Annotated in this window: 10 protein-coding genes and 4 pseudogenes; 9 read left to right on the forward strand and 5 right to left on the reverse strand. The window is 44.8% G+C overall.

Going from position 1 to position 14,357, the window contains the following annotated elements; translation table 11 throughout:
• The first annotated feature begins 34 nt into the window (after window positions 1-34).
• The 6 genes and pseudogenes from MKZ03_RS03540 (at window position 35) to MKZ03_RS03565 (ending at window position 9,208) form a co-directional block, all read left to right on the forward strand.
• Window positions 35-2,491, forward strand: a complete 2,457-nt coding sequence (locus MKZ03_RS03540; RefSeq protein ID WP_341030955.1) for an exosporium glycoprotein BclB-related protein — start codon at window positions 35-37, stop codon at window positions 2,489-2,491.
• A 138-nt stretch (window positions 2,492-2,629) separates the two neighbouring features.
• Window positions 2,630-4,228: pseudogene (locus MKZ03_RS03545) on the forward strand (ATP-binding protein).
• A gap of 2 nt (window positions 4,229-4,230) precedes the next feature.
• Window positions 4,231-4,928: pseudogene (locus tag MKZ03_RS03550) on the forward strand (response regulator).
• 3 nt (window positions 4,929-4,931) lie between these two features.
• Window positions 4,932-5,909, forward strand: coding sequence for a tripartite tricarboxylate transporter substrate-binding protein (locus tag MKZ03_RS03555; protein ID WP_106038420.1), 978 nt, complete (start codon window positions 4,932-4,934; stop codon window positions 5,907-5,909).
• Between the two features lie 190 nt (window positions 5,910-6,099).
• Window positions 6,100-7,397: pseudogene (locus MKZ03_RS03560) on the forward strand (citrate:proton symporter).
• Window positions 7,398-7,577: 180 nt separating this feature from the next.
• A pseudogene (locus MKZ03_RS03565) lies at window positions 7,578-9,208 on the forward strand (M14 family metallopeptidase).
• A gap of 227 nt (window positions 9,209-9,435) precedes the next feature.
• On the opposite strand, the gene MKZ03_RS03570 reads toward MKZ03_RS03565, so the two are convergent.
• Window positions 9,436-9,921: a phenolic acid decarboxylase gene (locus MKZ03_RS03570; RefSeq protein WP_025206914.1), complete on the reverse strand. Its 486-nt coding sequence runs from the start codon at window positions 9,919-9,921 to the stop codon at window positions 9,436-9,438.
• A gap of 112 nt (window positions 9,922-10,033) precedes the next feature.
• On the opposite strand from MKZ03_RS03570, the gene MKZ03_RS03575 reads away from it, so the two are divergent.
• Window positions 10,034-10,591, forward strand: a complete 558-nt coding sequence (locus tag MKZ03_RS03575; protein WP_034665213.1) for a PadR family transcriptional regulator — start codon at window positions 10,034-10,036, stop codon at window positions 10,589-10,591.
• A gap of 104 nt (window positions 10,592-10,695) precedes the next feature.
• Window positions 10,696-11,802 (forward strand): nitric oxide synthase oxygenase, encoded by a 1,107-nt coding sequence (locus MKZ03_RS03580; RefSeq protein ID WP_307499281.1) that lies wholly within the window; start codon window positions 10,696-10,698, stop codon window positions 11,800-11,802.
• Window positions 11,803-11,821: 19 nt separating this feature from the next.
• Here the strand turns inward: MKZ03_RS03580 and MKZ03_RS03585 are convergent, their stop codons facing one another.
• The gene (locus tag MKZ03_RS03585) at window positions 11,822-12,091 is read right to left on the reverse strand and encodes an acylphosphatase (RefSeq protein WP_034665208.1); all 270 of its coding nucleotides are present in this window, start codon (window positions 12,089-12,091) and stop codon (window positions 11,822-11,824) included.
• A 122-nt stretch (window positions 12,092-12,213) separates the two neighbouring features.
• Between MKZ03_RS03585 and MKZ03_RS03590 the strand changes: the two genes are divergently transcribed.
• Window positions 12,214-12,864 (forward strand): MOSC domain-containing protein, encoded by a 651-nt coding sequence (locus MKZ03_RS03590; RefSeq protein WP_060595758.1) that lies wholly within the window; start codon window positions 12,214-12,216, stop codon window positions 12,862-12,864.
• A gap of 41 nt (window positions 12,865-12,905) precedes the next feature.
• On the opposite strand, the gene MKZ03_RS03595 is transcribed toward MKZ03_RS03590, so the two are convergent.
• The 3 genes from MKZ03_RS03595 to map all read right to left on the reverse strand — a co-directional run bounded on the left by MKZ03_RS03595 (window position 12,906) and on the right by map (window position 14,212).
• Window positions 12,906-13,043, reverse strand: a complete 138-nt coding sequence (locus MKZ03_RS03595) for a YflJ family protein (protein WP_003214303.1) — start codon at window positions 13,041-13,043, stop codon at window positions 12,906-12,908.
• A gap of 134 nt (window positions 13,044-13,177) precedes the next feature.
• Window positions 13,178-13,339, reverse strand: coding sequence for a hypothetical protein (locus tag MKZ03_RS03600; RefSeq protein WP_003214360.1), 162 nt, complete (start codon window positions 13,337-13,339; stop codon window positions 13,178-13,180).
• Between the two features lie 123 nt (window positions 13,340-13,462).
• Window positions 13,463-14,212, reverse strand: coding sequence for a type I methionyl aminopeptidase (gene map, locus MKZ03_RS03605; protein ID WP_034665196.1), 750 nt, complete (start codon window positions 14,210-14,212; stop codon window positions 13,463-13,465).
• Window positions 14,213-14,357 lie beyond the last annotated feature (145 nt).

A 14,357-nucleotide genomic window follows, 5' to 3' on the forward strand; every position in this document is an offset into this window, starting at 1 on the left:
GGAATGATGAATACGATGGATGGGGGGTGATTCCATGAGAAGATGTAGACAATGCGGAAAGACATATCCAACTCATTCGACAGACCACTACCAAAAAGGAAGCTGGTATGATGCGTATAAGGATGCTGGCTGGGAATGTGATAGTTGTAAGAAAGGGATATCAGGAAAGCCAGGGAAACCAGTGAAAAATCCTTGCTGCGGAAAAGATCCTTGTGTTTGTGTGATTCAAGGTCCGCCAGGCGGGAGAGGAAGAAGAGGTCCAGCAGGTCCAGCAGGTGCAGCGGGTCCAGCGGGTCCAGCAGGCCCAGCAGGCCCGGCAGGAGCAACTGGAGCCACTGGTGTAGGCTTAACGGGCATTGTGGCATTTGATCCAGCGGTAGCCCCAACCTATCCAGTAGGTCAAGTCGTGACATTCGATGGAAGTACGTATGTGGTGAATTCAGCGCCGCCAACAGGTACGCCAGGTACGTCACCAGATTATACATTGTTAGCAGCTGCTGGTGAAACGGGTGCAACCGGAGCCACAGGTACAGGAGCGACCGGTGCGACAGGAGATACAGGTGCGACTGGAGTTACCGGAGCAACCGGAATCACAGGAGCCACAGGAGCCACAGGTACAGGAGCCACCGGTGCGACAGGAGATACAGGTGCGACTGGAGTTACCGGAGCAACCGGAATCACAGGAGCCACAGGAGCAACAGGTACAGGAGCAACCGGTGCAACAGGAGATACAGGTGCGACTGGAGTTACCGGAGCAACCGGGATCACAGGAGCCACAGGAGCAACAGGTACAGGAGCAACCGGTGCAACAGGAGATACAGGTGCGACTGGAGTTACCGGTGCAACTGGGATCACAGGAGCCACAGGAGCCACAGGTACAGGAGCGACCGGTGCGACAGGTGATACAGGTGCGACTGGAGTTACCGGAGCAACCGGAATCACAGGAGCCACAGGAGCCACAGGTACAGGAGCGACCGGTGCGACAGGAGATACAGGTGCGACTGGAGTTACCGGAGCAACCGGAATCACAGGAGCCACAGGAGCCACAGGTACAGGAGCGACCGGTGCGACAGGAGATACAGGTGCGACTGGAGTTACCGGAGCAACCGGTGCAACAGGAGATACAGGTGCGACTGGAGTTACCGGAGCAACCGGTGCAACAGGAGATACAGGTGCGACTGGAGTTACCGGAGCAACCGGGATCACAGGAGCCACAGGAGCAACAGGTACAGGAGCAACCGGTGCAACAGGAGATACAGGTGCGACTGGAGTTACCGGTGCAACTGGGATCACAGGAGCAACAGGTACAGGAGCGACAGGTGATACGGGAGCCACAGGAGCAACAGGAGATATCGGGGCCACCGGAGCGACCGGAGCGACTGGAGTAACGGGAGCAACAGGAGATATTGGGGCCACCGGAGTAACGGGAGCAACAGGAGATACCGGAGCGACCGGAGTCACAGGAGCCACCGGAGTAACGGGAGCAACAGGAGATATCGGGGCCACCGGAGTAACGGGAGCAACAGGAGATACCGGCGCCACCGGAGTCACAGGAGCGACTGGAGTAACGGGAGCAACAGGAGATACCGGCGCCACCGGAGTCACAGGGGCCACCGGAGTAACGGGAGCAACAGGAGATATCGGGGCCACCGGAGTCACCGGAGTAACGGGAGCAACAGGAGATATCGGGGCCACCGGAGTAACGGGAGCAACAGGAGATACCGGCGCCACCGGAGTCACAGGAGCGACTGGAGTAACGGGAGCAACAGGAGATACCGGCGCCACCGGAGTCACAGGGGCCACCGGAGTAACGGGAGCAACAGGAGATACCGGCGCCACCGGAGTCACAGGGGCCACCGGAGTAACGGGAGCAACAGGAGATACCGGCGCCACCGGAGTCACAGGAGCGACCGGAGTAACGGGAGCAACAGGAGATACCGGCGCCACCGGAGTTACCGGAGCAACCGGAGCAACTGGATCGAGTGCGATTATTCCATTTGCATCAGGTACCCCTGCTGTCTTGACTACAATTGCAGGGGGTCTTGTCGGAACTTCTAGTTTGGTCGGCTTTGGTAGCTCTGCAACAGGCGTTAGCATACTAGGTGGTATCATCGACTTAACAGGAGCAGCAGGTACTCTTTTAAATATGGCATTCTCTGTACCAAGGGATGGCACTATTACTTCATTTGCCGGATACTTTAGTACTACGGCAGCATTGGCTTTAGTCGGCACGAGTATTACAGTGACAGCTAGCTTATTTGCTTCACCGACACCAGATAACAGCTTCACTCAAGTAGCGAGTGTCACGTTGGCACCACCATTAACGGGGATTTTAACTATTGGTGCTATTTCAAACGGAATCGCTACCGGCCTGAATGTGCCAGTTACAGCAGAAACAAGATTACTGGTTGTTTTCTCTGCGACTGCAACAGGCTTATCTTTAATTAACACTGTAGCAGGCTATGCGAGTGCAGGCTTATCTATCACGTAATTGAAACAGGGATGACTCGATTTGAGTCGTCCTTTTTTGTTTGAATGAATTTTCTCTTAACTTCGTAAGAAAAAATGATATGATTTTCTTAGAGTCTAGTCGATGAATCTACTTGAATTAGGGGTTGTAGCGGTGAGGATGGGCAAAAGGAAAGTCACTTTACAAACGAAAATTTTGGGGTTAATTATCGGGCTTTTGCTTGTTGTCATTGCGTTATTGACCATTTGTTTTGGTTTTCTGCAGACATCAGAAAGGCAACGGCAAGCTGAACAGCTGGCGGTGCAAACCGCTAGAACAATCTCATATATGCCGCCCATTAAAACATCGGTGGGCACCTCATCAGTGTCTGAGTATGAAGAACAGGCAGTGCTTGAGCAAATGAAGGATCAAGTCAGAGCACATGCCATCTTCATTACCAATCAAAAAGGGAAGGTCCTTTTTCATACGAATCATGAGAATGTAGGAAAAACCATCAGTGTATTTAGAGGAAGAAGTACCCTGCTATTTGGGGGGACCTCCATATCAACGGGTGATTCTAATGGTGAAACCGTTGTCAGAGGCAGTGCCCCGATTATGAAAGAAACAGGCAAGCATGAAGAAATTATTGGCACAGTCACCGTCGAATTTTTAAAAAAGGAAATTGATCAAGCGACAGCCCATCAACTAATCAAGCTTAGCTATATTGCCCTTTTTGTGCTCTTGCCTATGGTATATTCGGAGCGATTTTTTTAACAAGAAGTATTCGCAAAGATACATTAGGGCTTGAACCGCACGAAATTGCTTCATTATTTCGAGAAAGAGAAGCGATGCTGCTTGCTATAAAAGAAGGGATTATTGCATTTGACCGCAAAGGCGCGATAACGATGATGAATACATCTGCTAAACACATGCTGCGCGTTTCATCCGAGCTGCCGCTTCATATTGACCAAGTCTTGCCAAAAGCCAATCTCCTTTTCTATTTAAAGGCAGAAACGATTGAACCGAACATCGAAACCGTCGTCAATGATAAAACCTATGTCTTAAATGTGAAAAAAGTGGTGGGACAATCGAGTTTTTGGGGGAATTGTGAGCTTCCGAGAGAAAACAGAGCTGACGAAGCTGCTGGATACATTAACAGAGGTCAGCCAATATTCAGAAGACCTGAGGGCACAAACGCATGAATTCTCAAATAAGCTGTACGCCATTTTAGGTTTGCTTGAGCTGAAGCAAGTGGATGAGGCCATCGACTTAATAAAGGAAGAATATACGCTGCAAAACCGTCAGCACGATTTACTCATGAAGCAAATTCGATCTCCTAAAATACAAGCCATCTTACTCGGCAAGTTAGGGAAAGCATCTGAGAAGAAGGTTCATTTCCACATCGATGAAAATAGTTCATTGGAGCCGCTTCCAACACATTTAAGTCTATCTCACTTTATTACTATCATTGGTAATCTTGTAGATAACGCCTTTGAGGCCGTACTAAATAAGGAGAGGCGCGAGGTAAGCCTGTTCATTACAGATATTGGGTTTGATATTATCATAGAAGTATCTGATTCAGGTGATGGAGTAAACGAGGAAGAACTTTCACATATTTTCACAAGAGGCCATTCGTCAAAGGGGGAAGGACGAGGCTACGGGCTAGCGAATGTGAAAGAAGTATTGGACGAACTTGGGGGCTGGATTGAAGTGACGAACCAAAAAGAAGGCGGTGCCATCTTCACTGCATACATACCGAAAGGCACAAAGGGGGAATAATGGTGATGAAGGTACTCATTGCGGAGGATGATTTTCGAATCGCAGCCATTCATGAATCTTATATACAACAAATAGAAGGATTTCAAGTCGCCGGAAAGGCAAAGAGTGCAATAGATATGTGGGAGGCGCTCCAAAAGGAACAAGTCGACCTCATCTTGCTTGATGTATATATGCCCGATGAGCTCGGTACAAACCTGTTGCCGCTTTTAAGAGAACACTATCCAGAAATAGATGTAATTATTATCACGGCTGCAACGGAAACGACACTTTTAAGAGATGCACTTCATTACGGAGTGGTTCATTATTTAATCAAACCAGTGACCGCACAAAGTTTGCGCAAGTTTTAACCGAATATAAAGAGAAGAAAGACATCATCAATTCTAAGGATGAAGTCAATCAAACGATGATTGATTTGTTTTTTGGACAGATGCAAGAAGAGCCAAAAGAAAAGGATGGCAGGGACCTGCCTACAGGGATCAATTCGCTGACTTTGGACAAGGTGAAAACATTGATGGCATCAGAGAATAATGGGATTACAGCCGAAGAACTCGGAGAAAAGATGGGGGCTTCACGCACAACAGCGAGACGGTACGTCGAGTATCTCGTGACAACAGGAGAATGCCGGGCAGAGCTTGCGTACGGAATCATTGGCAGACCAGAACGGAAATATTATCCTGCCATAAAGCAAGCGGAGTCATAAAAGATGAAAAAAGGAATATGCCTTGTCATTATGATCTGTCTTTGTATGACGCTCACCTTTAATGAAAAAAAGGGAGGCGACTCTTTCCTGCAGCACAGCCCATTATATATTGTGGTGTCTGGTGTCCCTGACGGCGGCTTTGACCAAACAGCTCAAGTGATGAAATCAGTGCTCGAGAAAGAAAAGCTGGTGAAGCGGCCGGTGAATATCCTTTATCAAAGAGGCGGAACGGTGGATAAAGGATGGACATATATGATGGAGCGAGATACCAACTATGTTAGTTTGAATTCAAGCTTATTGTTAAGCCGTAATTTGCTTGGCAGCAGTAACATGACAATGAACGATGTCACACCGCTCGCCATTTTGGCAGAAGAGTGGCAGGTCGTCGCAGTCCCAGTGGATTCTCCCTTTTCAAATGGGAAGGAGCTATTAAACACACTAAAGAAGAAACCAGATTCCTTAAAAATTGGATTTGCCCCAGACTTCGGTAATGATGATCAAATCTCGTTCGCACGAGCGGCAGAAATGGCAGGAATTGATCCATACCGCATCCAATTTTTGAAATTTGACAGTGCAGATGATTTATTTCAAGCGCTGATTGACCATGAGGTAGATGCAGCAACGACCACGATTACAGAGGTTCGCCATGATTATGAAAAGAAGAGGCTAAAGCTTGTGGCAACCACAACGAATCAGCGTTTAGCAGGATTTGAAGATGTGCCGACTTGGAAAGAGCAAGGCATCCCGCTCATCTTCTCTCATTGGCGTGGTGTGATGGGCCCAAAGCAAATGAATCAGCATGATATTCGTGAATGGGATCAGCTTCTTCAAAAAATGACACAAACGAAGTCCTGGAAAAAGCAATTAAAGCAAAAGGGCTGGACAAGTCGTTATATGAACAGCAAAGAGTCAAAGATCTTTATGGAGGAGCAATTAAGGCGATATGAGCAGTTTATCCAAGGAGAACAAGCGGTCGAGTGAGACCGCTTTTTTTATGGAATCCATCAAAATCAAAGTTTGAACAAAATGAACAAAAAGCATTTATCGACCGAAAAAGAATTAAAATTCATAATATTTACTTCAATTTCAACGTCAGATATCATGACAGAAAGGGTTGGAAATGGGATACCAACATTTAATGAAAGCGTATACAACATAAGGGGTGAACAAAGTGTTAGCAATCTTAGGATTTCTTATGATGGTTGTATTTATGGTTTTAATTATGACGAAACGTATGTCTGTTTTAACGGCATTGGTATTAACACCAATTGCATTTGCTCTTATTGCAGGTTTTCATTTTACTGAAATTTCAGACATGATTGTCAAAGGTGTGCAGCAAGTCGCGCCGACAGCGGTCATGATTATGTTTGCGATTTTGTACTTTGGCATTATGATTGATGCTGGTTTATTTGATCCAATGGTGGCGAAAATTTTAAACATTGTCAAAGGCGATCCATTAAAAATTGTCGTCGGAACAGCTGTCCTGACCATGCTTGTTGCACTTGATGGTGACGGGACAACAACGTACATGATTACAACAACAGCGATGCTTCCGTTATTTACGCTGCTTGGCATCCGTCCGATTATTTTAGCGGGGATTGCCGGAGTTGGCATGGGGATTATGAATACGATTCCATGGGGAGGTGCCACACCTAGAGCGGCGAGTGCACTTGGCGTTGATCCTTCACTTTTATTTGGCCCGATGATTCCAGTCATTGGTGCAGGGGTTTTGAGCATGATTGTGGTGGCATACTTTCTTGGGAAGTCTGAAAGAAAACGTCTTGGTGTCATTGAGCTCGACCAGCCGATTCATGCAAATGAAATGGCAGCGGCACTACAGGATGACATCAAGCGGCCGAAACTTTGGTGGTTTAACTTGACGCTTACGTTGTTATTGGTGCTCCTTCTTGTCTCAGGAAAAGTCAGCTTAACGGTTCTATTTGTTCTTGCTTTCTGTGTGGCGATTATCGTGAACTATCCGAACCTTGAACAGCAGCGTGAACGGATTGCGGCTCATTCAACCAACGTCTTAGCCATTGCTTCCATGATTTTTGCGGCAGGGGTTTTTACAGGCATCTTAACTGGGACGAAAATGGTCGATGAAATGGCGATTTCGATTGTATCTGCTATTCCAGAGCAGCTTGGCGGCTCATTCCAGTCATTGTTGCGTTAACGAGCGGGATATTTACGTTCTTTATGCCGAATGATGCATACTTTTATGGGGTCCTGCCGATCCTATCAGAAACAGCGGCAGCATACGGTGTTGATAAAATCGAAATCGCGAGAGCTTCTATTATTGGTCAGCCGATTCATATGCTAAGCCCACTTGTTCCATCCACTCATTTACTTGTTGGACTTGTTGGGGTATCACTGGATCAGCATCAGAAGTTTGGCATGAAATGGGCTGTACTTGCAGTCGTCGCCATGACGGTCATGTCGATACTCATTGGGGCCATCTCTATTTGGTAAATAAAAGAGTGTCTGCTACTTGAGCAGGCACTTTTTTTAGGTCATATTGCCGAGCAGGCTCGATTCATTTGCCCTATACAAAAAACATGTCTGTTCCTCCAAAAGATATATTTTTGAAAAATACTGACACTTTTACTGTTTTTTTCTTTATAATGCAAATCAACGAAGGGAGAGGATAGCATGTCCAAACGAAAAGGCACGATTCTTTTTACTGCTGTATGCCTCATAGCAGGAAGTTTGTCGATGGTGAGCCCAGCTTCAGCTCATGCAGATACCCCTTATTTTGGAAAGAGTTATGAACAGCCGGCCTCAGTGAAGAAGCTATACCCTGAACCTGACGAGACGTTCGACACCCCTGCCTTTCAGAAAAAAGGAGAAGCCTTTACAACACAAGAAGAGCTTCAAGAATTCTTACGTGATATTGTCCGCAAAAGTCCTTACGCTACGCAGAAACAGATTGGAACATCCATTGAAGGACGGTCCATTTCAGCTCTCTACTTTACAAAGGATCGTCATATCTCTCCACTTTCAAAAAAGCCAACGATCTGGCTTCAAGCACAAATACACGGAAATGAACCAGCCTCCGGTGAATCTGCTCTCGTCATCGCAAAACGATTAGCAGGTGAACAAGGAGAGCGTATACTCAATCATGTGAATATGATCATTGTCCCGAGAATCAATCCTGATGGTTCTTATGCGTTTGACCGCAGGCTTGCAAACGGAACGGATGGAAACCGTGATCATATGACATTAGAATCTCCAGAGCTCACAGCCCTGCATCAAGAATTTAATCGGTATGCACCAGAAGTAGTCATTGATGCCCATGAATACGATGTGGGACAAAAGCAGTTTGATGATATCGGCTCAGCGGGTGCCCTCAAATATCACGATTTACTGATATTATCAGGGAAGAACTTGAATATTCCAGAAAGCATCCGGCTCACGTCAAATGAATTATATGTGAGCGGCGTCCGTGAAACGCTGACAAATCAAGGATTTTCGAATGATTTATATTATACAAGCACAAAGGAAAGGATGGAAAGATCGATCTCTATGAAGGCGGAACGGATGCACGAATTGGCCGAAATGCCTTGGCGCTCTCGCCAGCTTTGTCATTTCTTGTAGAAAGCAGAGGGATTGGAATTGGAAGAGAGGATTTTACCCGCCGCGTCGCAGCACAAGTCACCACACATGAAAAAATCATTGAAACAACGGTGAAGCATGCTAAGCAGGTGAAGCAGCAAATGGTGACGGAGCGACTGAAGCTGGTGAAAAAAGGACTTCAATCAAATGATGACGATCAAGTGGTCATTCAAGATGATTTCAAAGCGCCAATGGATGATTCGCTTGAAATGGTGGATATTGAAAAAGGACGGACCATCAATATCCCTGTACGCTTTCACAGTGCGAGCGATGCTGTTCCTGTCATGTCGAGAGAACGACCGACAGCTTATCTCGTTTTACCTGGGCATGAAGGGGTAGAACGGAAGCTGAAAACTTTAGGGTTAAAAAGTGTCACATTGCCTGTCGGCGTGAAAGTACCGGTACAAGCCTATCAAGTAACAAAACGAGACGAAAAGAGCAAAACAGATATTCAGCTTGAAACAGAACTCACCCAAAAGAAACGTCAGCTGCCAAAAGGGACAAAGGTATATATCACGGCGCAGCCGCAAACAAATTTATTGTCACTTGCCCTTGAACCAGAATCAAAAGACAGCTATATGTCATCTGGGTTTATTGCTTCAAAAGTAGGCGATGAACTCCCAGTGTACCGGTTCTTGCTATCTAAAAAGACGTTAGGTATTAAATAAAAAAGGGCTAAAATTATTTTAGCCCTCAGCGTGTAGACAAACCCTCGCATTCGGTGTCAGTCCTGTGCGCCGATGCTCACGAATGTTAAATTCGCTCCGCTTCGGTGCTCGTCCTTCCTAGACTGCAAAGGTTTTCTATCACGCTGAAAAGAAGACAAAGGGCTAAAATAAACATCATTTTAGCCCTTTGTCTACAATCTAGAAGCGGCACAGTGCGTGCCGCTTTTTTATTTTCGTCCAGCTCTTATTTCATCAGTCAAGCCTTCATATGGTGCTTCGGCGATAATGGTTTCGTCATTTACACCTGCATGATGGATATACGTAATGTCCGCAAATTCTGGAACAACATATTTTGGATAGGTTTCGTATTTTTCACGAGATTCTTTCATGAGATCGATATAGTCATTTTGATAGCAAACTGTGATATCTGGACGTTCATGCACCCATTTTGGGAAGAAGATGACGCCATGCATGCGTTTTTCTTCAGGCATAAAGTTCAGAGAGACGTCTGTCCCAGTTGGTTCTGTCCAAGAAACTTTGTAAACGCCTTTTGTCAGCTTCACAATATTCACTTCTTGATCACGGACCCAGCGGCCTCCAACCATTCCGCTATGAATGCGGTAATCAATGGTGTGATCGTTTTTAATGTAAATCTCATATTCCCAGCCATTTTCATACGTATAAATCATATGAAGTCCAACGAATTGATCCATGTTTATTCCTTCTTTCATTAGAATGATGTTATTTAAAACATGTCATGATTTACATGTTTATTTTAAAGTCTATGGTATACTATTGTCAAAGAATAAGCGTTGGAGGCACATCATGAGAGTTTTGAAATATGCCATTCTTGGCTTACTAGATCAGTGTGAGCTGACGGGATACGATATAACCAAACATTTTAAGGATTCCCTTGGACAGTTTTGGAGTGCGAAGCACAGCCAAATTTACCCTGAGCTGAAGCGTCTCACAGAAGAAGGGTTTATTGAATTTGATATTCGTATACAAGGAAAGAAGCTGGAGAAGAAGGTTTATCAAATCACAGAGGCAGGGAAAGCAGAATTGCATCAGTGGTTAAGGACAAAAGACCCGATACCAGAAACAACAAAGGATGAATTCATGCTCAAAACATTTTTCATCTCTTCCATGGACAACAAAGAAGCGGCTGACTTGTTTACACATCAACTGCTAGAGCGCACCAAAAAAATAGACATGCTAGAACAGAAGCTGCACGCTTTAACGGAGGAAGACCCTGCCGCTGAATCGCTTCATTCAGCGCAATTTGGGCATTACTTAGTGCTGACAAGGGCAATTGAAAGAGAAAAAGGCTATGTCCGCTGGCTCGAGCAAACCCTTAAACGGATTGATTCATCCGCGCTCTAAGGACAATGGTCGGTTGATATGATAAAAAATGGTTTGAAACCAGTGAATTTATTAATAGAAACCGCTACAATGGATATATTCGTATTAAAGTGAGGCGAGTATGTTTGAGTAATCAAGAAGCGTTGTGGAATGAAGCAGAAGCTTTTATTTCTTTATGCTATGAAGAATTAAGCAAGTCCAATGAAGAGAAAGCAGCACGTCTGCATGAAATAAAACAAGAAATTGACTCTGAAGGGATGTATACTCATACACAAGAGGAATTGGCGCACGGGGCGAAAATGGCGTGGCGCAACAGCAACCGCTGCATTGGCCGTTTGTTTTGGTCAACCCTGCAAGTTCACGACTGCCGGCATGTGAAGACAGAAGAAGAGGTGAAAGAGGCACTCTTTCATCATATTGAGTATGCGACAAATGGTGGGAAAATCAAACCATCCATTACGATCTTTCCTCCAGAAAATCATTCGCAAAAGGAAGTCGTCATTTATAATCATCAGCTCGTTCGTTATGCAGGCTATGAGACGGAGTATGGCATCATTGGCGACGAGGCATCTCTTGAATTGACAAAGTTGTGTGAAGCCCATGGCTGGAAAGGGGAGGGCACGCATTTTGATATTCTGCCTCTCATGTTTCAGCTAAAGGATCAGCCGCCAGTTCTGTATGAGCTTCCGAAAGAAATCGTCCAAGAAGTCGAGATTACCCATCCTGAATATGAAGGATTTCGTGATTTAGGATTGAAATGGTACGCCGTTCCGATTATTGCTGATATGAAATTAGAGATTGGCGGTATTCATTACAATGCGGCACCGTTTAACGGATGGTATATGGGTACAGAAATTGGCGCACGTAACCTAGCCGATGAAAATCGCTACAATATGTTGAAAAAAGTTGCTTCTATTTTAGGGCTGGACACGACAAAGAATGCGTCGCTTTGGAAGGACAAAGCCATTGTTGAGTTGAATGTAGCGGTTCTCCATTCTTACCGAGAAGCAGGGGTGACCATTGTTGATCACCATACAGCAGCACATCAATTCAAACAGTTTGAAAAGCAGGAAGAAAAGGCTGACCGCAAGCTGACTGGGGACTGGACATGGCTGATTCCGCCAGTATCACCAGCTGCTACCCACGTCTTCCACAAGCATTACGACAATACCATTGTGAAGCCGAATTATTTTTATCAGGAAAAGCCCTACCATGGGACAGAAAAAGCCTAGCGAGAGCTAGGTTTTTTGATTACCTTATTCGAAAATCCTTATAATGAGCTAACTCAGTGAGCGGCTCCATCTGCATATCTGTGACCTTTGAAAAAGGGCTTCCTTTTCGAACGGTCTTTAAGAAATCAAGTACCTTTTGCTGCTCACCCTCTACCTTTAACTCGACATGACCTTCATCTGTGTTGCGTACCCAGCCTTTCATCCCGCGATTGACGGCTTCTCCTTGTACAAAATAGCGAAAACCGACTCCCTGCACCCGTCCTGCGACAATGGCATGATAATGAATCAATGTCATCTCTCCTTTTTTCTCATCGTACCATAGCATGTAACTGACCTTCACGCATCGACTATGATTTAATTGTCTAACGATGTAAAATAATAGGCATGAGACAACTAAAGGAGATGGTCATCTTGGGACAGAAGAGATACGACATAGTAGGAATCCAAGTAGGACAACCCATCACGACCTATGCGAACGGAAAAGAAATCAAAACAGCCATCAACAAAAAGCGTATTCATGAGCCTGTGTATTTGAGTAAGGTCAATTTTGAGGGAGATGGCCAAGGTGATTTGGTTCATCATGGAGGATATGATAAAGCCGTCTGCGTCTTTCCATATGATCATTATGCTTACTTCGAGCAATTTTTAGGGGTTACATTACAGGAAGCTGCGTTTGGCGAAAATCTGACAGTGCGCAAGCTAGTCGAGACGAAGGTGCGTATTGGCGATGTCTTTCAACTTGGAGAAGCACTTGTTGAAGTGAGCCAGCCAAGACAGCCGTGTGTGAAACTATCTTTTAAGCACGCTAACATGAAGCTTGTCAAGGAAGTACAGCAAACGGGGTATACCGGCTTTTATTTACGGGTGCTGAAAGAAGGCATAGTGCCGCCTGATGGTTCTCTTGTATTAGTAGAAAAAGCGCCCCATCACATTACAGTCCATGAAGTGAACGAAGTCAAATATCGTCAAACAAGTCCAGAGAGGCTGAAAGCCGTTCTTGAAGTAGATGCCTTAGCAGATGTGGTGAGGAAGTCTTTAGAAAAACGAGTTCAGCACATTTAAAAAATGCCGTACATCTTATGCTGATGTACGGCTTTAAGCGTTTATGAGCTAGGTTTCTTTTGCTCAAGAAGATTTGCAAGGAAATATGTTTTTAAGCTTTGAAGCTTTCTTCCTTCATGCTTGGTCACACCAAGCTTCTTTAATTCTTCGACATACCAGCCTTTGCTACCATAATGCATGATAGAAAACTCCTTTCAATTGAAACTGCCTGCATTGTAACATCTCAAAAAAGGACGTGAAAAGTGTGCAGGGGTTAAGAAATGAAAACTGATTCTATCTGCCTATGATCCATGTATATGCTGGAAATAATCATTTATGAATTTGGCGGGTTGAGGGTAACGATGATCATGCCGACCGTCATAATCATGATGACAATACCAAGATAAGTCATCATGGATTGTTTTTTCTTAATACCTACAACCGTTAAGATGATACTTTCTATCAAAAAGATAACTCCTATGATGATGAACCACATATCAAATAAGACCCCTTTCGCATATCTTTGCCTATTTTACCACAGGCATTTTTGTTTAGTCGTGACAGATTCGTGAAAGGGAAACGAAAAAAACCCCTCCAGTGAAGAAGGGGACCTGCTGGCTTACAGCTTCGTTAAAATAATGGGTTCGTCTTTTGTGATCACAATGGTATGTTCAATCTGTGCCACTAGGCTTTTATCTGGTGTTTTAAATGTCCAGCCGTCATCAGTCTGATAAATCGATTCAGCATTTGTTGAAATAAAAGGTTCGAAGGCGATCACTGTGCCATTCTTAAACAAAGCATTATCGAATGGATCATAATAGTTCAAAATATGGTTGGGTGCTTCATGCAGATTTTTCCCAATGCCGTGTCCTGTTAGGTTTTTAATGACGGTAAATCCTTGTTCTTTGGCTGTATTGTAGACCGCACGGCCAATTTGGTTTTGTCTTTTACCGGCTTTTGCATGCTTTAATCCTTCGAGGAATGCATCCTCTGCACACTGGCATAATGCTTCAAGACGAGCATCACCTGTACCTAATACGAATGAAATGCCGGTATCGGAATAATAGCCGTCCAGCTCTGCTGAGATATCAATATTGATGAGGTCGCCCTCTTGTAAAATGGTTTTTTCACTTGGAATACCGTGTGCAACTTCATCGTTCACGCTGATACAAGTCGTCCCAGGGAAGTCATATTCCTTTTCAGGCGCCGAATTGGCCCCATGCTCTTCTAATATTTTTTTTCCAATCAAATCTAATTCTTTTGTAGACATGCCTGGTTTCGCTTGGCTTTTCATTTCTTCTCTTGCCAAAGCGACAATTCGGCCGACTTTTTTTAAGGCTTCTAACTCATGATCATGTTTGACAATCACTGTTCATTCCCGCTTTCTATAACTTCATTCTATTCAATAGCTTACCACATTTTACGCGAAAAGAGTAAAGAGCGGAATGTGAAATGAATGTGGACAAATTGGTATAGATAACTAGATGTGCATATGATATATTTTTTATGAACAT

Origin of the sequence: Bacillus sp. FSL R5-0431 (assembly GCF_038002985.1) — a bacterium.
Lineage (GTDB): Bacteria > Bacillota > Bacilli > Bacillales > Bacillaceae > Bacillus.